Source organism: Occallatibacter sp. (assembly GCF_049582745.1).
Taxonomy (GTDB): Bacteria; Acidobacteriota; Terriglobia; order Terriglobales; family Acidobacteriaceae; genus Telmatobacter.
Genome location: NZ_JBAUUO010000026.1, coordinates 22,379 through 44,506, shown reverse-complemented (window position 1 = coordinate 44,506; position 22,128 = coordinate 22,379). Strand labels below are relative to the sequence as shown.

The 22,128-nt window shown below is 58.7% G+C and carries 21 protein-coding genes; 15 read left to right on the top strand and 6 right to left on the bottom strand.

Annotated features, from left to right (window positions below; genetic code table 11):
* Positions 1-468 precede the first annotated feature (468 nt).
* Positions 469-1,866, bottom strand: a complete 1,398-nt coding sequence (gene dnaA, locus WCA10_RS03500; RefSeq protein WP_472821102.1) for a chromosomal replication initiator protein DnaA — start codon at positions 1,864-1,866, stop codon at positions 469-471.
* Between the two features lie 604 nt (positions 1,867-2,470).
* Here dnaA and rpmH point away from each other — a divergent pair.
* From rpmH to yidC, 4 genes are all read left to right on the top strand, one after another.
* A complete protein-coding gene (gene rpmH / locus WCA10_RS03495) occupies positions 2,471-2,626 on the top strand; it encodes a 50S ribosomal protein L34 (RefSeq protein ID WP_472821101.1) in 156 nt (51 codons plus the stop codon).
* A 79-nt stretch (positions 2,627-2,705) separates the two neighbouring features.
* The gene (gene rnpA, locus WCA10_RS03490; RefSeq protein ID WP_472821100.1) at positions 2,706-3,179 is read left to right on the top strand and encodes a ribonuclease P protein component; all 474 of its coding nucleotides are present in this window, start codon (positions 2,706-2,708) and stop codon (positions 3,177-3,179) included.
* Positions 3,176-3,442: a membrane protein insertion efficiency factor YidD gene (gene yidD, locus WCA10_RS03485; RefSeq protein WP_472821099.1), complete on the top strand. Its 267-nt coding sequence runs from the start codon at positions 3,176-3,178 to the stop codon at positions 3,440-3,442. Before rnpA ends, yidD begins: the two co-directional genes overlap by 4 nt.
* 51 nt (positions 3,443-3,493) lie before the next feature.
* A complete protein-coding gene (gene yidC / locus WCA10_RS03480; protein ID WP_472821098.1) occupies positions 3,494-5,374 on the top strand; it encodes a membrane protein insertase YidC in 1,881 nt (626 codons plus the stop codon).
* A 65-nt stretch (positions 5,375-5,439) separates the two neighbouring features.
* Here the strand turns inward: yidC and WCA10_RS03475 are convergent, their stop codons facing one another.
* On the bottom strand, positions 5,440-6,363 hold the full coding sequence (locus WCA10_RS03475) for a TIGR01777 family oxidoreductase (protein ID WP_472821097.1): 924 nt from the start codon (positions 6,361-6,363) through the stop codon (positions 5,440-5,442).
* 128 nt (positions 6,364-6,491) lie between these two features.
* On the opposite strand from WCA10_RS03475, the gene WCA10_RS03470 reads away from it, so the two are divergent.
* A complete protein-coding gene (locus WCA10_RS03470; protein ID WP_472821096.1) occupies positions 6,492-7,235 on the top strand; it encodes a helix-turn-helix domain-containing protein in 744 nt (247 codons plus the stop codon).
* A 57-nt stretch (positions 7,236-7,292) separates the two neighbouring features.
* On the opposite strand, the gene WCA10_RS03465 is transcribed toward WCA10_RS03470, so the two are convergent.
* Entirely contained in the window at positions 7,293-7,997 is a 705-nt protein-coding gene (locus tag WCA10_RS03465; RefSeq protein ID WP_472821095.1) for a hypothetical protein, read from the bottom strand.
* Between the two features lie 370 nt (positions 7,998-8,367).
* A complete protein-coding gene (locus tag WCA10_RS03460; protein ID WP_472821094.1) occupies positions 8,368-8,562 on the bottom strand; it encodes a hypothetical protein in 195 nt (64 codons plus the stop codon).
* A 9-nt stretch (positions 8,563-8,571) separates the two neighbouring features.
* Between WCA10_RS03460 and WCA10_RS03455 the strand changes: the two genes are divergently transcribed.
* The gene (locus tag WCA10_RS03455; RefSeq protein ID WP_472821093.1) at positions 8,572-9,048 is read left to right on the top strand and encodes a hypothetical protein; all 477 of its coding nucleotides are present in this window, start codon (positions 8,572-8,574) and stop codon (positions 9,046-9,048) included.
* Positions 9,049-9,097: 49 nt separating this feature from the next.
* On the opposite strand, the gene WCA10_RS03450 is transcribed toward WCA10_RS03455, so the two are convergent.
* Together WCA10_RS03450 and WCA10_RS03445 are read right to left on the bottom strand one after the other, a co-directional pair.
* A complete protein-coding gene (locus WCA10_RS03450) occupies positions 9,098-9,598 on the bottom strand; it encodes a 5' nucleotidase, NT5C type (protein ID WP_472821092.1) in 501 nt (166 codons plus the stop codon).
* 92 nt (positions 9,599-9,690) lie between these two features.
* On the bottom strand, positions 9,691-10,479 hold the full coding sequence (locus WCA10_RS03445) for a zinc ribbon domain-containing protein (RefSeq protein ID WP_472821103.1): 789 nt from the start codon (positions 10,477-10,479) through the stop codon (positions 9,691-9,693).
* 51 nt (positions 10,480-10,530) lie between these two features.
* Between WCA10_RS03445 and WCA10_RS03440 the strand changes: the two genes are divergently transcribed.
* The 9 genes from WCA10_RS03440 to WCA10_RS03400 all read left to right on the top strand — a co-directional run bounded on the left by WCA10_RS03440 (position 10,531) and on the right by WCA10_RS03400 (position 22,070).
* Positions 10,531-12,258, top strand: coding sequence for an AsmA family protein (locus tag WCA10_RS03440; RefSeq protein ID WP_472821091.1), 1,728 nt, complete (start codon positions 10,531-10,533; stop codon positions 12,256-12,258).
* A gap of 222 nt (positions 12,259-12,480) precedes the next feature.
* Positions 12,481-13,398, top strand: a complete 918-nt coding sequence (locus WCA10_RS03435; RefSeq protein WP_472821090.1) for an SPFH domain-containing protein — start codon at positions 12,481-12,483, stop codon at positions 13,396-13,398.
* Positions 13,399-13,429: 31 nt separating this feature from the next.
* Entirely contained in the window at positions 13,430-13,996 is a 567-nt protein-coding gene (locus WCA10_RS03430; protein WP_472821089.1) for a TMEM175 family protein, read from the top strand.
* Between the two features lie 139 nt (positions 13,997-14,135).
* The gene (locus WCA10_RS03425) at positions 14,136-14,663 is read left to right on the top strand and encodes a hypothetical protein (protein ID WP_472821088.1); all 528 of its coding nucleotides are present in this window, start codon (positions 14,136-14,138) and stop codon (positions 14,661-14,663) included.
* 194 nt (positions 14,664-14,857) lie between these two features.
* The gene (locus tag WCA10_RS03420; protein WP_472821087.1) at positions 14,858-16,681 is read left to right on the top strand and encodes an alpha-glucosidase; all 1,824 of its coding nucleotides are present in this window, start codon (positions 14,858-14,860) and stop codon (positions 16,679-16,681) included.
* A 158-nt stretch (positions 16,682-16,839) separates the two neighbouring features.
* On the top strand, positions 16,840-18,612 hold the full coding sequence (locus tag WCA10_RS03415) for an alpha-glucosidase (RefSeq protein ID WP_472821086.1): 1,773 nt from the start codon (positions 16,840-16,842) through the stop codon (positions 18,610-18,612).
* Between the two features lie 156 nt (positions 18,613-18,768).
* A complete protein-coding gene (locus WCA10_RS03410; RefSeq protein WP_472821085.1) occupies positions 18,769-19,245 on the top strand; it encodes a hypothetical protein in 477 nt (158 codons plus the stop codon).
* A gap of 68 nt (positions 19,246-19,313) precedes the next feature.
* The gene (locus tag WCA10_RS03405) at positions 19,314-20,123 is read left to right on the top strand and encodes a TIGR03435 family protein (protein ID WP_472821084.1); all 810 of its coding nucleotides are present in this window, start codon (positions 19,314-19,316) and stop codon (positions 20,121-20,123) included.
* Between the two features lie 156 nt (positions 20,124-20,279).
* Positions 20,280-22,070, top strand: coding sequence for an alpha-glucosidase (locus WCA10_RS03400; protein WP_472821083.1), 1,791 nt, complete (start codon positions 20,280-20,282; stop codon positions 22,068-22,070).
* The last annotated feature ends 58 nt before the right edge of the window (positions 22,071-22,128 follow it).

The window sequence follows — 22,128 nt, the reverse complement described above, 5'->3', positions numbered from 1 at the left end:
GGCTACAAAGTGAAACACTGTCTTCCCTAAATCAATACCGATCGTACGAATCTCCATGGAACACCTCCTTTGCTTACCTCTACACCCTCCGGGAGGGCTTAGGCGGCGGACCATGCCAGTAATAACCATTCAGTTAATAGAAACTGGAAGCTGAGCAATCGTAGAGTCGAGAGGTTTGAAAAGCAGCTGCAGATCCCTCCACTCCGGTCGGGATGACAGTGCTTTTTGCGATGGTTCTTCGGCTGGAACTAAGCGAAGCTGAGGCTCCGACCAAATCTGAAGCTGGACGTTTGGCAACGATGTGTCTGGGAGGCACTCGGAGCGAAGGCGTTTTGGCAGCAAAGAGGCCGCGCACCGCGCGGCCTCTTTGTCCCTATGCCCCTAGTCCCTAGTCCCTATGTCCCTAGTCCCTAGTCCCTATGTGCCTATGTGCCCAGTCCTATGTGCTGGATCTCTTCGTCCCTGCTACTACCCGTTCAACTGCTCCTGCAGCTTGTTCAGGGTGCGATGCAGGTCCTTGTCGGTGCGGCGGAGTTCATCGATCTTGCCGATGGAGTGCATGACCGTGGTGTGGTGTTTGTTGCCGAACTGGCGGCCGATTTCGGGCAGGCTGGCTTCGGTCATCTGCTTGGCGAGATACATGGCGATCTGGCGCGGCACGACGACGTTGCGGGAGTTGTTCTTCTGCTTCAGGTCGCTGACCTTCATGCCGAACTGCTCGGCGACGGCGCGCTGGATCGATTCGATGGTGATTTTGCGGACCTGCATGTCGATGAACTGCTTCAGGCATTGCTGCGTGGTTGCGAGCGTGATTTCGGTGCGGTTCAGGTTGCACCAGGCGACCAGCCGGGTCATCGCGCCTTCGAGTTCGCGCACGTTGGTGCGGACGTTCGAAGCGATGAAGAGCGCTACGTCCGTCGGCAACTGCACCTGCTCGTTCTCGGCCTTCTTCTGCAGGATGGCAACTTTGGTTTCGAGATCGGGCGGCTGAATGTCGGCGATCAAGCCCCACTCAAAGCGCGAGCGGAGGCGGTCTTCGATTTCGGCCAGTTCCTTGGGGGGACGGTCTGAAGCGATCACGATCTGCTTCTGGCCATCGTGCAACGCGTTGAACGTATGGAAGAATTCTTCCTGCGTCCGCTCTTTCTGCGCGATGAACTGGATGTCGTCGATGAGGAGAACGTCGACGGTGCGGAAGCGATCGCGGAAGGAGGTCATGCGGTCGTTGCGCAGCGAGGTGATCATCTCATTCGTAAATTTTTCCGCGGAAACGTAGCAGATGCTTGCCGAGGGCTGGCGGCGTTTTACTTCGTGGCCTATGGCGTGCATCAGGTGGGTCTTGCCCATGCCCACGCCGCCGTACAGGAAGAGCGGGTTGTACGCGCGCGAAGGACGTTCCGCGACGGCCAGCGCACCGGCGCGGGCAAACTGGTTGCCGTTGCCGATCACGAAGGCGTCGAAAGTGTAGCGAGGATTGAGCTGGGCCGCCGTGGACCAGTCGAAGCGTGTCTGCTCCGGTGTGCGCGATGAGGGCGCGGTGGGTGCATGCGCCGGCAACGGCCCGAAGCCGCCATCTCTGCGCTGCGGAGGCATCGACGGATCCTCCTCCATGGTGACGAATTCCACGTCGTCGAACTCCAGCGACTGCAGGTCGATGGCTTCCTGGATCAGGTCGCCATACTTGTCACCAATGTGCTGGAACTCTTTGGAAGGAACGCGGACGTAGAGTATGCGGCCACTGGCGTGGCTGAAGCGTGTGGGTTTCAGCCATGTCTCAAACGACTGGCGGATAACCTTTTTTTCCAGGGCCGCGAGAATCTGCAGCCAGGGATTGAGAGCCGAAGCCGGCGAAATTGCGAATGCCATCGAGCGAATCCTTGCCGGCGCCACCTGTCTATTGCCGTGTGATTTTCACCCGCACGGTTGAGACAATGGCTCACGCAGTGAATGAGGCACTCCCCACCCACATTCGCGTATTGAGAACATGCCTGATGGCCGTTGGTCTGCCTCGGAAAAATACTGCGAGGCACGAGTCGAACTTCACTCCGTGGGACGCTCGGAAACTTTCTTGAACGGTCCCGATGGTAGCACATTTGGGGTGTGTTGCAATGCCTCTTTCACATAACTTTTGGGAACAAGCCTGCGGTTGCACCACACAAGGTGAAACAGATCACGCGCGATCAAAATTCCTGCGCTTCGATCGCAAAATTCTACTCAGTTATTGCTTTCATCGAGATCAATCGGGATTGGATGCAGGACGCGCGCGACGCGTTTTCGCGGATTCGCACGGGCAAGCTTCGCCCGAGTCCTTCTGCACGACGCCCTCACGACGTGGTTGCCTCGGGTGGTCTGATGACCGGCCCTGATTACCAGTGCGGAGTCGCCCGCTGGCTTCCGAGCCCAACCTTCGATATACTTAATACTTGCCGTTCAGGCTACGATTTCAGACAGGAAACAGGAGCGCATTTTTATGCCCAAGCGCACATTTCAACCCAACCGGCGTCACCGCTCGAAGACGCACGGCTTTCGCTCACGCATGAAGACCAAGGCGGGAGCAGCCGTGCTGAGCCGTCGCCGTGCCGCAGGCCGCAAGCGCGTCTCAGTCAGCGCCGGCTTCCGCGACTAAGTCGTTCCCGCCGTTTTGTTTCGGCTGGAGCAGGTTCCCAGAGCCTATCATCTTCTGGCCGAGATCCTTTCAGTTTGCGATGAGCATTTCCACCCAGCCTGAGCAGCATTCCGTTGCGCCGGCGGCGCGCGTCGCGGCTGCTGCGCTCAAGGGGCGCGCGTCTCTGGCGGGGTCGCGTCTGCGCAAGCACGCGGACTATCAGCGTGTGTACGCCGAAGGCCGCAAGCACCGATCCGCTTCGATGAGCTGGTTCCTGGCGCCGCAAGCCGAGGCGTCGGTCCCGCGCGTGGGACTCACCGTGGGCAAGGTTCTCGGTCCAGCGCACGAGCGCAATCGCATCAAGCGGCGGCTGCGCGAAGTGCTGCGGCGGCATGTCGGTCAGTTGCCGGTTGGCTGCGACCTGATCCTTCATCCGCACCGGACCGTGCTGGCACTCGAATTCACGAAACTTGACACCGAGATTGTGCGTATTCTCCAGCAGGCAAATGCCGAGCAGGCCCGCGCAAACTCGAGTCAACCTCCGCGTTCCGGCAAGGCAAAGCCCGTTCGATGACGCGCGTTCTTCTCACCATGCTCGCGTTCTACCGTCGCTGGCTTTCGCCGGCGCTGCACTCGCTTGGTTCAGGGGGCGGATGCCGTTTTGTGCCCACCTGTTCGGAATACGCATCCATCGCGATTGCAACGCACGGTGCTCTCCGCGGCACAGGACTTGCGATCTGGCGGCTTCTGCGCTGCCATCCGTTCAGCCGCGGGGGCCTCGATACAGTGCCGCCCGCAAGACACGCAACGCATCTGCCGCACGAACCATTACCATAGAAGGAGCGGCTCCCCTTTGGTGTGCCACTCCATGGAGACAGGAAGTTACCTTTGCCAGAAATTCGTAATCCCAATCTCGAGTCGCAGGGTTCCGGCGGCAGCGGCCCCGGCGGGGGCGATTTCCGCAGCCTCATCCTTTTTACGTTTCTGGCCCTTGCGGGCCTGATGGTCTATCAGTATTTCCAGAAGCCGGCGGCAAATGCTCCGGCAAGCCAGACGCAGAACCAGCAGGCGCAGCAGCAGTCACAACAACAAGCTGTGCAACCGCCGACCGCAGCGCCAACTCAAGGCGGCGGAACTTCTTCAACGAGCATTGCTGGACCCGTGGCCACGGTAACCGCGTCTTCAGAGACAACGACCACCATCGAGAATGAGAAATTCCAGATTACCTTCACCAATAAGGGCGCGCAGGTGGAGCATTGGATCCTCAAAGGCTTTACCGACTCCAGCGGCAAGCCGCTCGACATGGTGCAGCAGCAGGCCGCGAGCCGCTTCGGGCTGCCGCTCTCGCTCTTTACCTATGACAGCGGCCTGACCGCGCAGCTCAACACGGCCCTCTACCAGGCGTCGGCGACGGGCCAGCTTCTGGCGCCGAACACCGTCAGCTTCCACTACGCTGCGGGAGGTCTCGATGTAGTCAAGAGCTTCAGCTTCGATACCAGCTATGTCGTAAGTGTTCATGTCGACGTGAAGCGAGACGGCATTCCGGTACGCGCTTTGGTGGCCTGGCCCGCCGGGCTTGGCGATATGGAAGAATTTCTTGCCGCCAACGGCAAGCGCACCACGTTTCTTGTGCCCACGCAATCGCAGCTCGCCTGGTCGGTCGATGGCAAGCAGGACACCATGGCAGCCAAGAAAGTGAGCGGCGACGCCACTCTCGATCAATCCTTCGAATACGCAAGCGTCATGGATCTCTACTTCGCCGCGGCGTTTATGCCGGAAGCGCCATCGCGCGCGACCGTGGTCACGATCCACCACACCATCGATCTGCCTGGTGACTTGAGCGATCCCAACAGCGCCAAAAAGCCCGCGGACGTCATTGGACTTGCCGTAGGCGACCAGAGCGGCGATACACAGCTACGCCTCTATGCCGGTCCGAAAGAGACCAGCATCCTCAACTCAATCCATGCTATCGGAGCAGACGGCAAGCCGACCGGCGAGTCGCTTGCATCGCTGATCCAGTACGGCTGGTGGGGCATTATCGCCAAGCCTCTGTATCTTGCGTTGCGCGCCCTGCACAACATGATGGGCCCGGGAAAGTATAACTGGGGCTGGGCCATCATCATTGTCACCGTCATCTTCAACCTGGTGCTGCTGCCCACACGCATCTGGACGATGAAGTCGTCGCTGAAGATGATGCGCATCCAGCCCAGGCTCGACGGGATCAAGAAGAAGTACGCAAACCTGAAGATCAACGATCCCAAACGCGCGGACATGCAGGCCGAGCAGATGGCCATCATGAAGGAAGAAGGCGTGAACATGTACGGCGGCTGCCTTCCGATGCTGCTGCAGATGCCGCTCTTCTTCGCTTACTATCGCGTGCTGCTGAACGCCGTCGAGTTGCGGCAGGCGCACTGGTTCTGGCTCACCGATCTCTCCATGCCCGACCCGCTGCACCTTCTGCCGATCCTGATCATCGGCACCATGTTCTTCGTGCAGTTCATTACTCCGTCTCCCGGCATGGATCCTGCGCAGCGCCGCATGATGGCCATCATGATGCCCGCCATCATGGGCTTCACCCTGTGGCATTTCGCTTCGGGACTGGCGCTCTACTGGATCACCGGAAACATCATCAATGTGATCATGCAGGTGGCTATCAACCGGTCCAAGATTGGCAAGGAAATGCACGAAATCGCCCTGCGCCGCGCTGCGAAGAAGGCCGGCAACAAGAGCGGAAACGTCAGTCAGCGTGTGATCCAGGGACGTCGCTAAGCCTTCGCAATCTGCGGATCCGGATGTTCCGTCTCCGCGTTTTGTCTATCAGGGATGTCCAAGCCTCACGAGCGAAGCGCTCTCCGAAGCGCATCTCTAATCGTCGGCAGAGAAAACTGGAATCCGGCTGCCTGCAACTTGACCGGATAGGCTCGGGCACTTGCCAGGAGAGCTTCGTCAGCCATTTGTCCAAACATCGCGCGCATCGCGAATGCCGGCACGGTCAGGAACGCGGGCCTGTGCAATTGCCGTCCCAGTGCGCTAGTAAATTCAGCGTTGGTTACCGGATTTGGCGCGGTCACGTTCAGCGGGCCGGACAGGTCGGGATGTTTCAGTGCAAACTGAACCGCCGCGACAACATCTGCCAGGCCAACCCAACTCATCCACTGCCGCCCGCTGCCGAGGCGCGCGCCGAGGCCGAGTCGAAATGGTGGCAGCATCTGCTGCAGGGCGCCACGCCCGGGTCCCAGCACGACGCCGAAACGGAGATGCACGACGCGGATTCCCGCCTGAACCGCTGGTGCAGCCGCCGCTTCCCATTGTTCGCAGACATCGACAAGAAAGCCCCTTCCCGGTGCTGATGTCTCAGCCAGAATCTCATCGCCGCGGTCGCCGTAGATGCCGATCGCGGAAGCCACCAGGAAAGCCTTCGGCGGTTGATGGAGTGAGGCCAGGACTCTCGCCAACCGGTTCGTGGAATCGATCCGACTGGCGGCTACCTCGTGCTTGTACGCATCCGTCCAGCGATGCGCCGCCACGCTCGCCCCGGAAAGGTGAATTGCGGCCGCAGCGCCTTCCAGCAGCGCCGGATTTTCGAGAGGACACTCCACACCAGGATTCCATTGCAGTTGTCCTTTGGCGGTCGGCACCCGTCTTAGTAACTGAAGGGTCGAAATTCCCTTCGCGGTGAGCTCCCGATGCAGGGCCGCGCCGAGCATTCCCGGAGCGCCGCTCAAAATGATTTCGCCGGAAGCGATTATGGGATCCATATTTACAGCATCTGCGTTTCTCTGTAAGTGGAGGAGTTTCACCAGTTTGCTCAGACCACACGAGTTTGGTAGGATGGGAATAGGTTTTGATTGGGGCAAAACGCGTCCGTGCATTCCCTGGAGGGCTGATGACTGAAGCACCGGCTCGCAACGAAGAAACACAGAAGTCGCAAGTGGATACCGAAACCACTGAAAAGTTCATTGCGGAAAAGCATATCGGAGAGCGGATCAAGCGCTTGCGACTGAAGAAGTCGATGGGCCTTGTGGAACTGGGTAAGCACACAGGCTTGTCAGCAAGTTTTCTTTCGCAGCTCGAGACCGGCCGCGTGGTTCCGACCCTCCGCAATCTTGCCCGCATCGCGATGGTGTTTTCAAAAGATCTCTCGTATTTTTTTGAGGCTGAACCGCAGTCGATGTTTCGGGTTCATCGCCGCAAGGAACGCGTGCGCCTGCCACAGACCGGTGTCGAAGAGCCAACCTATTTTTTTGAGAGCCTCGGCTACATGGTGCCCGATCGGCACATGGATCCATATTTTGCCGAATTCATACCACTCGAGCAGGCCAGGGAGCCACGCGCGCACATGCATCCGGGGTACGAGTTTCTCTACATTCTCGACGGCGAACTCGAACTGCACCACGGGGAGCATCACTGCACGCTTGGACCCGGCGACGCTGTCTACTTCGACTCAAGCACGCCGCACTCCTACGTCTGTACGGGCAAGAAGCCGGCGGATGCACTCATCGTGACCATGCACCAGCCACCGGCCACCCAGCCGGTGACCCTGCTGCGTTCTGGAAGCGGTGCAACGCTGGTGCAGCGGGCAGTTGCGGGCCGCGGCGTGCTCGGCGTGCGGGAGCCGGCCGGAAGTTAAGAATTAGCGCGAGCGTCTCGTTTCACCGGGGGCAACTTCGCAACTCGCTGCAAACCGCTACTGCTGAGGCTTCGCAGGCGGCTTGGCGGGTGTGCCCGCGGCTGGCTTCGTAGCGGTGCCCTTCGCCGCAGGCCGCCGCTTCTTTGCAGGGGTAGGCGGTGCTGGACACTTGGGTGCCGGCGGAGGCGTTGCGGCAGCCTTGAGGGATGCAGCCTGCGTCTGCACGGTGGTCCGCAAATCCACAATCTGCTTCTCCTGTACCACCGCAGTCTGCACCAGCTGGTTTCCGAGACGGACGCGCGCCTTTTCCAGGTCTGCCAGCGTCGCCTGCAACGCCCCCACCTGGTCCCCGGGTGCTGAGACGCGAGACCCTTCCACCAGATGCACCAGCACGTCGTAGAGCGCGTCCACATTGCGCGAGAGCGGAAGCACCTTGCTCAGGCTGCTGGGCGCGGAATCGGCCTCCTTCAAGAGCGAAGGGAGCGTTCCCTGCATATCGCGCTGGATTGCGTCGACATTCGTTTGCGCCTCGTCGCGTACGGTTCCGCGCTTCCACTTATCAAGCTTCAGGGCGCCGACGGTTTGCTGCACCTCGTCGAGCGAGCGCCGCAATATGTCAGATGGCGCCGAAGGCCTAAACGCAGTGTTTGCTCCGGCGGTGCTTGAGGCAGCCGGGGCGGCCGCGGGCGCTGTCTGTGCACCACCAGGTAGCATCAGCTGAAAAAATGCGCTCGCCATCAAAATGGCATTGAAAATTCTCATGGAAATTTGCCTTCCTGAAAAGCTGCGGACATGTTGCCACTGAACCGAATGTGCGACTTGAAGCAGCGTTTCAACCCGCCGCCCGCACGAGCCCGTCCCACCAGTATCAACAATCGTCTCTCCTTGAACAAGTTGACCGGGCGAGTGCCATCTGCCGACCGCGCTTTAAATCGTATCTCGCTCCAAGGCAACGGCTTTATCTCCAGGGCCATCTACAAAGGCAGTGTATCTGCAACGTAGAACGAAACTGAATTTCCTTGTTCGATGCCGCCAAAGCCTCGCCTTGTTGGCTTTCGCCCTCTCGATCCTTGCTGCGGCCGAGCCGATCCCGGTGCGGCATCTTGAGGGAACTGTGCACGGATTCCTGGCCCTAAGCACGGAACAGGGCCGGGTCCTCGCCCTTGGCGACCTGATCGAGATCGTGCATGGCGATCGTGTGACCTCTCACCTGACCTTTCACTTCAAAGATGGATCGCTTGACGACGAAACCGCCGTCTTCACCCAGCGCGGCGTCTTTCGGCTGATCTCCGATCACCACGTTCAGAAAGGCTCCTACTTCCCGCATCCGCTCGATATGACCATCGACGTCGACAAGGGGATCGTCGTGATGCGAGCGTCGGAAAAAGACAGCAAGGACGAAGTCACAAAAATTAAGATGCCGGCCGATCTTTCCAACGGCCTTGTCATCCCGGTGATTAAGAACATCTCCCCCGATGCCGGAGAAACCAAAGTCTCCATGATCGTCGCCGCACCCAAGCCCCGTTTGGTGACGCTGAACATCATGCCGCAGGCGCCAGGAACCTTTTACCTTGCCGGCATGTCCCGCAAGTCGACGGCCTACGAAATTAAAATAGAGATTGGCGGACTAGCCGGTATCATCGCTCCTGTCATCGGCAAGCAGCCTCCCAACATTTTCATTGAGATCCTCCAAGGCGAATTGCCTGCTTTCTTGCGAGAAAGCGGCCCCCTCTTTGAAGGCGGAGAGATCCTTACCATTTCGCTCATTGGCCCTACGTGGAAGGGGTCAGAACAGCATCATTCCGCCCAATGATCAATCCCTACATTGATCCTGGAATCCCGGCAAAGTATCCCGCAACCTCCTACCAGTTGTTCACTCGCACAAAGCCTGTCGCAGTCAGGTTGTGCGGCGCGGTGTAGAGCAATCCCTGGCCTTCAAAGCGCAGCAGATTCTTCGGTAGATCGTCCAGCAGGTAATCGGCGCGCAAGATGCTCTTATCGCCGCAGAAGACATAATGCGTCGGCGGAATGAATGGGAAGTGCCGCTGGAGCCAGCGATACTTTGGCCCCAGCGAGTTGGGCACGGCCATTGCCTGCGTGGCGATGAAGATCTCGAAGCGCGACGAAAGCTGCTTCAGAACCTCCTGCGAGTCGGGCATCAGCGCCAGGTCTTCAAAGAAGTCCTCCGCATCGAGAAACGCGCGCAACTCCTTCTGGCGATCCTGCGGTGTAATCTCCCACAGTCCTTTGCCCGCGAGGTCGTCGACTGTGACATCTTCTTCGAATGCCTGGTTATAGCGGCGCAGGTGCTCGGCCAGCTTATCGGCCATTACCTCGTCCATGTCCACGCAAACGCGCTTCAACTTCAGTTCTCCGGTTTTGCGATCTCAATTCGATTGCACTGCTGAAGCGATGAACTGCCGCGCGATGCAATCTTCCGCAGGCGCGTGAAACGCTACGCCCCGGCCTGCCGCGGCTTGCGGACCGCACGCCCTGTCTCTGTTGCCGCCTGCTCGGGTTGGGGTGTCTTGGGCGCTGGCGCCATGGCCGGATCCCAATAGAGCAGCCGCCCGCAACTGTCGCAGGTCAGCAGTTCACCCTCTCGCAGCTGATTCCACATCTGAGGGCGTACGCCCATGCGGCAGCCCATGCATTGCTGGTTGTCGACGCGTGCGATTCCCGTGCCGCGGTTTGCAGCAATCCGGTCGAAGCGGGTGAGCAGCTCCGGCGCAATCTCCTTGCGCAATGCTTCGCGCTCGGCGCCAAGTGCGGTCTGCTGCTGGGTCAATTCGTGCTGCCTGGCCGCCACGCGTTCCTTTGTCTTGTCCAGTGCTCCAGCCAGTTCTTCTACCTGGGCTCTCGCCGTCGCGAGCGTCGTCTCCTGCGCTTCGGAGCGCTCCAGGCTGGCGAATTCCTCATTTTCAAGCCGGTCGATCTCGGCCTGGGCAAATTGCACCTCGTGTTCGATGGCCGCGGCCTGTGCCGGCGTGGTCACGCTGTCCTGCTGCGCCTTGTAGCGCGCCGTCTTCTGCTGGTGGCCCGTAATCTCGCGCTCCAGCTTGGTGCGCAGCGAGTCTTCCCGATTCAGCGCATCGGCGGCGGTCGCCGTCTTTGCCTGCATCGCGGCCAGGGCGGACTCGGCCTGGTGAATTTCAGCGGGCAATGCCTTGGCCATTTGCATCAGCCGGCTTCGCTCCAGTTCCACGGTTTGCAGCTTCACCAGGTTCTCAATATTCGTATCCATCGTTGCCAAGAAGTCTAGTTCATTGGCCGTCTAATCAGAAAGTGAGCGCTTATGACGAACGATAGGCATCCAACCTCAAAGATGGAGCTTACGCAGACCAGGAACGCGCTTAGACGGCTGCCCCGCTGGCCATTTTGGATTGGCGGCGGCATTCTCGCGCTCCTTGTCGCCGCTGGCATCTTCATCGACCTCGCGGCACATCGCGCCGAACCTTTTGTGCGCCAGCAGGTCGTTCAGGCCCTTTCTGATCGTTTTCATGCGCGCGTGGAACTCGACAGCTTCCATCTTTCGCTGGGCGATACCCTGCGCGGCGAGTGGGGCGTCTGGGGCGAAGGGAAAGGCCTGCGCATCTGGCCACCGGCCGATGTGGAGGGTGTTCACGTTCCCGAACCCAACCCGCAGCTTCAGCCGCTCATCCGGCTTGAGGAGTTCCACTTTCATGCGCCCCTGCATTACGTTTCCGGACGGCCGGTCCACATCACTCAAATTCGCCTCAAAGGTCTCGACATCCGATTTCCTCCGCGTTCAAACATGCAGAAAGCGTTCCAATCCGGCAACGAGAAGCGGCTTCCGTCGAACTCGCTGGGTGTCAGCGTCGTGATCGATGCCGTCGACTGTACCGACGCGCGCTTCGCTCTCGAGACGGACAAACCGAACAAGCTGCCACTTCAATTTGTTATTAACCGTTTCCATCTCAAGAACGTGCGCTCGGGCGCTCCCATGGCCTTCGAAGCACAGCTTGAAAACCCCAAGCCGCCCGGAGCTATCCACACCAATGGCAGCTTCGGTCCCTGGATTGTCGATGATCCGGGAAGCAGCGCCATCCATGGCGAGTACACGTTTAATCACGCCGATCTTTCCGTCTTCTCGGGCATTGCCGGCATTCTCAATTCCACCGGCCGCTACCAGGGAACGCTGCGGGATCTCATCGTGGACGGGCAGACAAATACGCCCGACTTTCAACTCACGCATACCGGCCACACCATGCCGCTCAATACCACGTTTCATGCGCGCGTCGATGGAACGAATGGCGATACCTGGCTCGAACCGGTCGATGCAACTCTGGCCGGATCGCACTTTACGGCGAGCGGGCCCATTGTGCGCGCGCTGAAAACCGGCGACGACGGGCGGCTGCATAGCATCGGCCACGACATCGCACTGGATGTGAATGTAGACCGAGCGAGGATCGAGGATTTCCTGCGCCTTGCTACCGATTCGCCAACTCCCATCCTCGATGGCGGTATCCAAGTCAAGGCGCATATCCACATTCCGCCCGGAAAGGAACCTGTCGGCCAGCGCATCGCGCTGAAGGGACACTTTGTGCTGGATGACGCCGAGTTCACCAGTCTGCCGGTGCAGAAGCGCATCCGCGAATTGAGTTTGCGCGGGCAGGGGAAGCTCGATCAGTTGAAATCCGACAACGATTCCGATCCGATCAAGTCGCACATCGAAGGCGATTTTACTCTCGACGGCGGCGTGCTGACGCTCCCCTCGATCCTGTATACGATACCCGGAGCCGACATTCACATGCACGGCATCTATCGCACCGAGGGCGGAACACTGGATTTCACCGGAACAGCGAAGATGGAGGCGACGGTCTCGCAGATGGTGGGGGGCTGGAAAGGATTTCTGCTCAAGCCCGCGGATCGATTCTTCAAAAAGGACGGAGCCGGAGCCGAGATTCCCATCTACGTTGCCGGCACCCGCGAAAAGCCGCAGTTCGGCTACAATTCGGGGCACCCCGGCGGCACCCATCCCCAGCGCCCCGACACGCAATAACCGCATAGTCCTTCCATAGTTCCTCCCGGAGGGAGGATGCGAAAGTAGCCCCGGATGAAGCGTAGCGCACTCCGGGGAACGCGCCCCCCACCTGCATACTTCGCCCCGTAGGGGCGAAACGAACCAGACCCCCGTCAATGGCATTCTCGGTTTACATCCGGTTTCATTGGCTGTCTGTATAATTCTCCGCAGATTTCACTTATCAGTGTTGCGGAGGCTCCAATGGACTTGGTTCTCCTGATCCTGTTGGCGGTTGTTGCGATCATTGCACTCTCGCTCATTCTGGGCAGCTTCTTCACCGTCAGAACCGCTGAGGTCGCCGTGCTCACGCGTTTCGGCAAATTTCTCCGCGTCGCCGAAGCAGGGCTCAACTGGAAGTTGCCTTATTTCGATTCCATCGCCGGCATCGTAAGTCTTCGCGTCAACCAGATCACCCTGACCATGGAGACCAAGACGAAAGACAACGTCTTCGTCACGATTCCCATCTCCGTGCAGAATCGCGTTCGCCCGGAGCGCGTCTACGACGCCTTCTACAAGCTTTCCGACCCGGTCGCACAGATCAAGTCCTATGTCGAACAGGTGATTCTCGGGCACGTTCCCGGCATGACGCTCGACGAGGTATTTGCATCGCAATCCAGCATCGCCGCCGCCGTCAAGCAGGAGCTCGATGCCGACATGGCGGCCTTTGGCTACGAGATCGTCAACGTGCTGGTCACCGACATCGTTCCCGACGCCAAGGTCAAGTCGGCCATGAACGACATCAACGCCGCCCAGCGCGAACAGGTAGCCGCAACGGCGCGCGGCGAAGCCGACAAGATTCTCGTCGTCAAAAAGGCCGAAGCAGAAGCCGAAAGCAAGGCGTTGCAAGGGCAGGGAATTGCCAACCAGCGCAAGGCAATTGTTGAAGGGCTGCAGAACTCCATCGAGCAGTTCCAGAAAGCCGTCGAAGGCGCAACGTCAAAGGATGTGATGCAACTGGTTCTGGTGACGCAATACTTCGACACGCTGAAGTCGATTGGCGAGAACGACAAGACCAACACGCTGTTCCTGGCGCATTCGCCCGCGGCGGTAAAGGAAGTTTCCGATCAAATACTCGAGTCCATGCTGATCGCGCAGAATTCAACGGTGATGTCTCGCTGATGGCCGCGGGGGGATCCAGGCAGGAATCAGAGTGAGCAGAAGCCTCAGCCCGGCACGCCTGGAGGCGTTTTCCGACGGCGTTATCGCGGTCATCATCACCATTATGGTGCTGGAACTGAAGGTGCCTGGGGCGGATGGCCTGGCGGGTCTGCGGGCGGTGCTGCCCACTATCTTTCTCTATCTGCTGACCTTCGTGCAGATCGGGATTTACTGGGTGAACCATCACTACCTGGTCGATGAAGTGGAGACCGTCAGCCACGGTATTTTGTGGGCCAACCTGATGTTTCTCTTCAGCCTCTCGCTGTTTCCTTTCGCCACGGACTGGATCGGCGTCAAAGGGCTATCGTCGTTCACCACCGCGCTCTATGCTGCGGTCAGCATTTTGCCGGGGCTTGGGTTTATGGCCCTGTGGAGCCGGATACGGGCGCAGAGTGCGGCGCCTGCACACGCAAGCTGGGGCAAGCAGATCGCGTCTGTTCTGCTGTATCTCACAGCGATTCCCGCTGCGTACTACCGGCCTGCTGCATCTCTGGCGCTGATCGGAATTGTTGCGGTCCTCTGGCTGCTGCCGCCCGGGGCCGAGGGTCACCCTGAGTGAGATTGGTACATATCTCTGACTCAACTGTGATTTCGCTCACGGTCGAGAATGTTGAGGGACAGTATGCTCGGGAAACGGGTGACCGTCGCATTATTTATATGGATGCGACTCGTCGTTCTCACAAGAACGAGGGGATGACATGCGAAAAGGCATCGTACTGGCGATCATAGGACTCGCGTTTTTGGCGGGATGCGGCAACCAGGGAAATAAGGCTTCCAATGCTCCCGCTGCGCCGCCCAAATGGAAGGCTCCCTACCATCTCGAATTTGACACGAAGGCAGTCAAGCCGAATCCGACGGGTATCGCTCTTCCGGCCATCGTTTACACGGCGAATTCCAAGGCGCTGGAGAAAAGAGCCGTCCTTGTGGTTCGATTCGACGCTTCAGGAGTGAAGAACGACCAGCCAAGCAAAGACAGATTGGTCATGGACCCGATCGATATCCCTGGCACGGGAGGCATCCTTCCTGAGAACTACATGGAGTTGGCCGATCAGAAGCTGGCGAAATTGCTCGGGGGATACTGCATGAAGGGAACTGTAAAGATAACCGTGGCGCTGGCCAGGTCATCGATCAAGCCCGATCCCAGCGAAACTGAAATCAATGCGAAGCGCCTGACAGACTGGTTGCCGACTGAGGTTGTGTTCAAGAACCCCCATCCCAAATGCTAGCTCTGCACCTCTGCAACGAATTTGGATGCCATGCGCAGCTCCTGTCGGCGGGTCGTTGACCGAACGGGATGATCTCCAGCGGACCCTGCACTCCTGCGAAGGCCTCTCGCAGATCGATAGCCCCGATGTGATAATTTGACGTGTTCGCACCGTTGCCGGTATTACGAGCAGCGGAAGTCAAACGAGGATCCGCAATGCACTGGACCAAATCTGTTGTAGCCGCACTCGCAACATGTACGCTGAGTTTGTCGATCGGAGTGATCGCAAACGCCGCAGCCGCGCAAGACGCACATCCAACCACCGCGCAATCTTCACGTCAGGCTGCGCAACCTGCCGGGTCCGAATGGTGGCGTCACGCCGTCATCTATCAGGTCTACCCGCGAAGCTTTCAAGACACCAACGGCGATGGGATCGGTGACCTGAACGGCGTCACTGAGCGTCTCGATTATCTTCAGAAACTGGGTGTCGATGCGATCTGGCTCTCCCCGGTGTATCCATCCCCGAATTTCGATTTTGGCTACGACGTCTCCGATTACCGAGACATCAATCCGGAGTACGGCACGATGGCCGACTTCGATCGGTTGATGGCCGAGGCAAGCAAGCGCCACATTCGGGTGATCATGGACATGGTGATGAATCACACCTCGGACATGAATGCATGGTTTGTTCAGTCGCGCTCTTCGCGCACCGATCCCTATCGGGACTGGTACGTGTGGCGCGACGGCAAGGGTGAGACAGCCACCGATCCCGGTGGGCCGCCTAACAATTGGGGGTTCATCGGCCACTCGTCCTGGACCTGGGACGAGACCACGCGCCAATACTACTATCACGCGTACTCCGCTCATCAACCCGACTTGAACTGGTACAACCCCGCCGTGCATGAGGAGTTCAAGGACATCCTTGGCTACTGGCTGAAGCAGGGCGTTGCCGGATTCCGTTTTGACGCGGTTGCCGCGCTCTACGAGGATCCGAATTTCACAGATGAAGCGCCGGCCATGGACAAGAATGGAAAGCCGGTCATGGACAGGTTTGGCAATCCGATGCACGAACGCACCAAGACGTCCGATCTGCCTGCTGTGCACACCGTAATACAGGAGATGCGCGCTCGTATCGGCTCCTTTGATTCAAGCGCTTTTCCGGGGTCGCGCGTGATGATTGGCGAAGTTTTTCCGCGCAATAACTCGGACCTTCTGAAGTGGTACGGTACTCGTGCCAAGCCGGAGTTTCAGTTGCCCATGGATATGCAGGTGGGCTTTATCGACAAGCTTGACGTAGCGTCGTTCAGGCAGAAGATTAGGGAGGCGGAAACGGGAATCGATGGCAATGTCCCATTGCTTGTCTTCGACAATCACGACCGGCCGCGGCTGGATGCCCGCTTTGGCGACGGCATTCACGACGTGGAGATTCAGCGCGTGATCTCCACCATCCTCTTCGCCAGTGGTGGCGCGTCACTGATGTACTACGGCGACGAGATCGGGATGAAGACGACGCCTCCGACGCGGGTGGAGGATGTCAAGGACCGAATGGCAGGGGTTGCCGGCTGGCCCAGATTTAAAGGACGCGATGGTGAGCGCACGCCCATGCAGTGGGACGCGAAGAAAAACGCGGGGTTTAGTGCGGGCACTCCGTGGCTTCCTGTTCCGCCGAGCGCGGCAACAATCAACGTTGCAGCAGAAGAGCGCGATTCCGACTCGCTGCTTGCCTGGTATCGAAGCTTGATTCGACTCAAGAAGACTGTCCCTGCGCTTGAAAGCGGCGCCAACGTCATGCTCGATACCGAGAACACCAAGGTGCTGAGCTGGAAACGCGAGATCGCCGGCCGAGCGCCCGTCATCGTCGCGGTGAATTTCACGGCGGAGCCGCAAATCGTCAACCTGGTTGCCCCCGGGCTGCACGACGGCCCGATGACGACGCTACTGAAGAGTCCAGGCGCGAAAGACCCCGCTGCACTCAAGAGCATTCCACTCGGCCCGTACGGCGTCTATATTGGTCAACTCAAGTTGACCAAAAGACAATAGAAAACTGCGCGCATGGCCGGTTCTATCGGTGACTTAGCCTGATGCGACAAGTGGCAGTTGCCGGCAACCGATTTCGCAGCCGCCGCGCCGTGTGATACTTTGACGTGTTCGCACCGCGGCCGAGTTTATGAGCGGCGGAAACACAACGAGGACCCGCAATGCACTGGACCAAGTCTTTTGTAGCCGCAATCGCAGGGTGCGCTCTTAGTCTCTCCATCGGAACGCTCGCACCCACCGCTTCCGCACAAGCATCCGCACCAACCTCACTGGCCGAGGCTGGAAAAGATCAGCCCACCGGTTCCGAATGGTGGCGGCACGCCGTCATCTACGAGATCTACCCGCGCAGCTTTCAGGACTCGAATGGCGACGGCGTCGGCGACATCAAGGGCATCACTGCGCGACTCGACTACCTCCACGACCTCGGCATTGATGCCATCTGGATTACGCCGATGTATCCCTCTCCCGGCATCGACTACGGCTACGACATCTCCGACTACACTGCCATCGATCCGGAATACGGCACCATGGCCGACTTCGACAACCTGGTCGCCGAAGCGAAGAAGCGCGACATCCGCGTCATTATGGACTACGTGATCAACCACACCTCTGACCAGAACAAGTGGTTCCTCGAGTCCCGCTCCTCGCGCGACAATCCAAAACGCGACTGGTATGTCTGGCGCGACGGCAAGGGAGAAACGGCGACTGATAAAGGTCAACCGCCCAACAACTGGCAGTCATGGTTTGGCCACTCGGCCTGGCAGTGGGATGAGAAGACGCGCCAGTACTACTACCACTATTTCTATGTGCAGCAGCCCGACCTCAACTGGCGTAATCCCGATGTGCACAAGGCCATGGATGGCGTGCTCGATTTCTGGATGAAGCGCGGCGTCGCCGGCTTCCGCATCGATGCCGTCTCTCGCCTCTATGAAGACCCCAACCTGCACGACGATCCTTATTTGTCCGGCCGCAACGCATACGGCGATCGCAACATCCAGCACAAATATACCGACGATCTGCCACAGGTGCACGATGTGTTGAAAGAAGTCCGCAGCGTCGTCGATAAATATCCCGGCGACCCTGTGCTCGTCACGGAAGCCGATGAACCCAACGTCCAGGCATTGAGCAAAATGTACGGCAACGGCGACGAGGTGCAGCTTCCGATGGACTTCCAGATTGCCGACGTTAACGAACTCTCCGCGCCGCGTTTTCGCGAGCTCTTTAATCAAATTGAAAACAACTCCGCCCACGGTCAACCCGAGTACTTTTTCTCGAATCACGATCAACCGCGCCAGTGGGATCGCTACGGCGACGGTGTGCACAACGACCAGATTGCCAAGCTGATGGCCGTGCTTGAACTCACCACGCGCGGAACCCCGCAGATGTACTACGGCGAAGAGCTTGGCATGCGCACCACCGATCCCGCGCGCATCGAGGATGTGCACGACCCCATCGGCAAACTCGGCTGGCCCAAGGAAAAGGGTCGCGACGGCGAGCGCACGCCCATGCAGTGGACGTCATCGCAGGAGGCCGGCTTTACCACCGCAACCAAGCCCTGGCTGCCGATCCCGCCCAGCGCGAGCAAGTACAACGTCGAAGCCGAAAGCAAGAATCCCAACTCGATTCTGAACACCTACAAAGAGCTGCTGGCCCTTCGTAAATCGGAGCCGGCATTGCGCGATGGCGTGCAGATCAGCATCGGCAACGATTCAGATGTCTTCGCCTATCTTCGTCGATCCCGTGACGAGAGCATCATCGTGTTGCTCAATATGAGCTCGAAAGAGAAGGTTTTCGCATTCCGCCCCGGAGATGTCCAGTTGAACGATTCCAGTACGCTCAGGCCGCTCTACAGCTCAACGCGGGTCGGCGAATCCATATCGCCCGCCCACGTCGTGTTGCCGCCGTTTGCCGCAGTCGTGGCCAAAGCGCAATAGCTTCGACTCGACCGCACAGCACCTTCCGCTATCGACGCGCCGCATCCGGTCAAAGCCTGTTCTCGCAACCTGGCTTCGCTCGTAAGCGTCTAGATCAGGAGCGGCCCGATTGAGACCTTGCGGGCTGCGGGATTCTTTCCCCTGGAGAACGTTTTCATGAAATCCTTTGTCGGCTGGTCGGTGATGCTCAACCTGTGCGCGATCATGGCCGCTAGTTCCACCTTCGCCCAGGTGCAAGTCGTCGCTCGCGCATGCACGAAAGACGGCAACCAATATAACTGCGATAAAGCCAATTTCGAAAAGATCCTTCCCGTCGCCAAAACCGTATCGGTTCGCACTCCTCGGCTTCAACCTTCCTCGGAGCAACTGAGCAAGCTGGTGCGAAGCCTTGGCAAGACGATCCGACCCGGCACCGCAGACCTGACCTTCACTCTCGCGCGACCCGAAGCGGACGGCATCTATTACGGTCCATCCGATCGGGAACTCGCCGCGATTCGCGTCCACTACGGAGCCAATGGAAACGATCCCGGTACGCTCGTCTGGGTCGAGAGCTACTACGGCCAGCCCGGTACGGCGTGGCCGATTGTCGTCAATCACCTCACCGAACAGTTCCGCGAACAATTCAAACGATGAGCACATTGCGTAGCGAGCGGCAGGCTCCTTCTGTTTCGCGGTACCTGGCGTCAATTAAGATTTAACCCATGACGGAACGCTCCGCAAGGATCCCATGGCCCGTCGCTTGGTTCGTTCAGGCGATGATGATTGCCTGCATTCTGCTGGCCCAATCATGTGGGTATGCGCAGTCTCCCAATGCCCAGCCAGTTGCGTTCGAAGTGGCTTCCATTCGGCCGGCAACAAATCAGGAGTCGAGCGGCGAAGGAAATTCGCGCTCTCAGATAGAGACCGCCTACGACGGCGTCACCATGCGCAATATCGATCTGGGTGAAATGATCCAATGGGCCTACAGGTTGGACCATTATCAGCTCGCGGGTCAGGACATCGTGGAGGGCCAACGCTATGATGTCCTTGCAAAGGCGGGCGATCGCGTTTCGGAAAACACGCTCAGGCTGATGCTTCAGGATCTCCTCGCCACGCGATTCAAGCTTCAACTTCACCGCGAACAGAAGAAGACTTCGGTCTATGAGCTTGTGGTTGTAAAGGGCGGTCCGAAACTGCCCAAAGACAAATCAGCCACGCTTCCTCCTGCTTACCCCAAAGAATCGTTTCCACGCGTCGTTGACGGCAGTTTTGTCTTCCGGAATGTGTCTATCGGCGAATTCGCCGAACAATTGACTGAGCTTCGTGGGATCGAATTTCCTGTAATCGACCACACCGGCATTCCCGGCGTCTACGACATCACATTGAAGTCGGCAGCAAGCGCGCTCCTTGACCCCAGCGGCCCATCGCTCCTAACTCTCATCCAGGAGCAGCTCGGTCTCAAACTCTTGTCGGCGAGAGATCCGATCGATGTCGTTGTTGTCGATCACGCTGCACCACCGACCGCCAACTGACTCTTCCCGCGCTGTCCCACTTTGAACTCCCCGAACCCCCATCGCATGTGTTAGTTTTGCCCTGTTCAGACCGTTGCCAATTCAAGAGCACGGAAATCGGGGTCCGTACCCTCGCGTTCGAAGCGCGGGACCGCCCCGGGGGACGAGGAGACCGCAATGCATTGGACCAGGAAGACCGCAATCATAGCCGCAGCTCTTTTGCTTGCCACTTTTGTAAGTAAGGCTGTGGCTCAATCCTCACAGCCGGAAGTGTCCAAAGAGAAAAACTGGTGGCGCAATGCCGTGTTCTACGAGATCTATCCCCGCAGCTTCGCTGATTCGAACAACGACGGCATCGGTGACCTGAAGGGCATCACCGCCCATCTCGACTACCTGAAAGAACTCGGCGTCGATGCCATCTGGCTCACGCCCTGCTACCCATCGCCTCAGGTTGATTTTGGCTACGACATTTCCGACTACGAAGCCATCGATCCCAAATACGGGACCATGGCCGACTTTGACCACCTGGTCGCGGAAGCCGGCAAGCGCCACATTCGCGTGCTCATGGATATGGTGATGAACCACACCTCCGACAAGCACAAGTGGTTCCTGCAGTCGCGCTTGTCCAAGGACAATCCTTATCGCGACTGGTACATGTGGCATGACGGACAGGGTGAAACGGCAACCGACAAGGGCCAGGTCCCCAACAACTGGCAATCCGACTTCGGGCACTCCGCATGGGAGTGGGATGATAAGACGCGCCAGTACTACTACCACAAGTTTTACATCCAGCAACCCGATCTCAACTGGAACAACCCCAAGGTCCACCAGGCTTTTAAAGACATCCTCGCCTTCTGGCTCAAGAAGGGCGTGGCTGGATTCCGCTTTGACGCCATCACGACGCTCTTTGAAGATCCCCAGATGCGCGACGAAGACGTCTTGCACGACAAGAATGGCCAGCCGTTCAAGAACGCGTACGGCGATACAGCACTGAACGACACGCGCACCAATAATCTTCCCGAAGTACACACGGTGATGGCCGAAATGCGGCAGGAAGCCGACAAGTTCTCTACCGACAAGTACCCCGGCAGCCGCGTCTTTATTGGTGAAACTTACCTGCCCAATGTCGCCGAACTACTCAAGCAATACGGAACCTTCGAGCACCCTGAGTTCCAGTTGCCGATGGATACGCAGCTCGGCTTCATCAACAAGTTGGATGTCGTCACTTTCCGCGCAAGACTTGAAGACGCGGAAGACGATCTCGGCAACAATGTTCCCCTCATTATCTTCGACAATCACGACAATCCGCGTCTCGATGCCCGCTATGGCGACGGCGTGCACGACACCGATATCGAGCGCGTCATCTCCACCATCCTGTTTGCCAGCCGCGGCGCTTCGCTCTTCTACTACGGCGACGAAATCGGCATGAAGACCACGCCTCCCACGCGGAAAGAAGATGTGAAGGACCCCGTCGGCATTACCGGTTGGCCCAAAGAGAAGGGTCGCGACGGCGAGCGCACACCCATGCAATGGACGCCCGGTCCAAACGCTGGGTTCGATGATGCCAAGGCCAAGCCCTGGCTGCCGGTTCCGCCCAGTGCCGCGACCATCAATGTGCAGATGGAGCAGGGCAGCCCGGCTTCGCTCCTCACCTGGTATGAAGAGCTCATTCGTCTGAAGAAAACCAATCGGGCATTTTTCGAGGGATCCGACACCATGCTCGACACTGAAAACACCAAGGTGCTGAGCTGGAAGCGCGAAGCAGCCGGCGCTCCCCCGGTCGTGGTCGCTCTAAACTTTACGGCCGAACCGCAGACCGTCAACCTGGTCGGGCCCGGACTGCCGGATGGCGCTCTTAACACACTGCTGAAGACACCCGGCGGTCCCAGCACAACCTCGCTCAAGGCCATCCAACTCGGACCCTACGGCGTCTACATCGGCCAGCTACAGTTCATGATCAGCCACTAGCGCGGATCAATCGAAACTGGGCCAAACTCAATCGCGGGCTTCCCTGTCTGAAGCTGCC

Bases quoted from the DNA above. Each gene is read 5' to 3' on its own strand.
- WCA10_RS03435 (WP_472821090.1), top strand. From the start codon at position 12,481: ATGGACTTGGTTCTCCTGATCCTGTTGGCGGTTGTTGCGATCATTGCA.
- WCA10_RS03405 (WP_472821084.1), top strand. From the start codon at position 19,314: ATGACGGAACGCTCCGCAAGGATCCCATGGCCCGTCGCTTGGTTCGTT.
- WCA10_RS03400 (WP_472821083.1), top strand. From the start codon at position 20,280: ATGCATTGGACCAGGAAGACCGCAATCATAGCCGCAGCTCTTTTGCTT.
- WCA10_RS03460 (WP_472821094.1), bottom strand. From the start codon at position 8,562: ATGCGGGAAGTAGGAGCCTTTCTGAACGTGGTGATCGGAGATCAGCCG.
- yidD (WP_472821099.1), top strand. From the start codon at position 3,176: ATGACGCGCGTTCTTCTCACCATGCTCGCGTTCTACCGTCGCTGGCTT.
- WCA10_RS03410 (WP_472821085.1), top strand. From the start codon at position 18,769: ATGAAATCCTTTGTCGGCTGGTCGGTGATGCTCAACCTGTGCGCGATC.
- WCA10_RS03465 (WP_472821095.1), bottom strand. From the start codon at position 7,997: ATGAGAATTTTCAATGCCATTTTGATGGCGAGCGCATTTTTTCAGCTG.
- dnaA (WP_472821102.1), bottom strand. From the start codon at position 1,866: ATGGCATTCGCAATTTCGCCGGCTTCGGCTCTCAATCCCTGGCTGCAG.
- WCA10_RS03455 (WP_472821093.1), top strand. From the start codon at position 8,572: ATGACCATCGACGTCGACAAGGGGATCGTCGTGATGCGAGCGTCGGAA.
- WCA10_RS03415 (WP_472821086.1), top strand. From the start codon at position 16,840: ATGCACTGGACCAAGTCTTTTGTAGCCGCAATCGCAGGGTGCGCTCTT.
- rpmH (WP_472821101.1), top strand. From the start codon at position 2,471: ATGCCCAAGCGCACATTTCAACCCAACCGGCGTCACCGCTCGAAGACG.
- WCA10_RS03425 (WP_472821088.1), top strand. From the start codon at position 14,136: ATGCGAAAAGGCATCGTACTGGCGATCATAGGACTCGCGTTTTTGGCG.
- WCA10_RS03445 (WP_472821103.1), bottom strand. From the start codon at position 10,479: ATGGATACGAATATTGAGAACCTGGTGAAGCTGCAAACCGTGGAACTG.
- WCA10_RS03475 (WP_472821097.1), bottom strand. From the start codon at position 6,363: ATGGATCCCATAATCGCTTCCGGCGAAATCATTTTGAGCGGCGCTCCG.
- WCA10_RS03420 (WP_472821087.1), top strand. From the start codon at position 14,858: ATGCACTGGACCAAATCTGTTGTAGCCGCACTCGCAACATGTACGCTG.
- WCA10_RS03440 (WP_472821091.1), top strand. From the start codon at position 10,531: ATGACGAACGATAGGCATCCAACCTCAAAGATGGAGCTTACGCAGACC.
- rnpA (WP_472821100.1), top strand. From the start codon at position 2,706: ATGAGCATTTCCACCCAGCCTGAGCAGCATTCCGTTGCGCCGGCGGCG.
- WCA10_RS03470 (WP_472821096.1), top strand. From the start codon at position 6,492: ATGACTGAAGCACCGGCTCGCAACGAAGAAACACAGAAGTCGCAAGTG.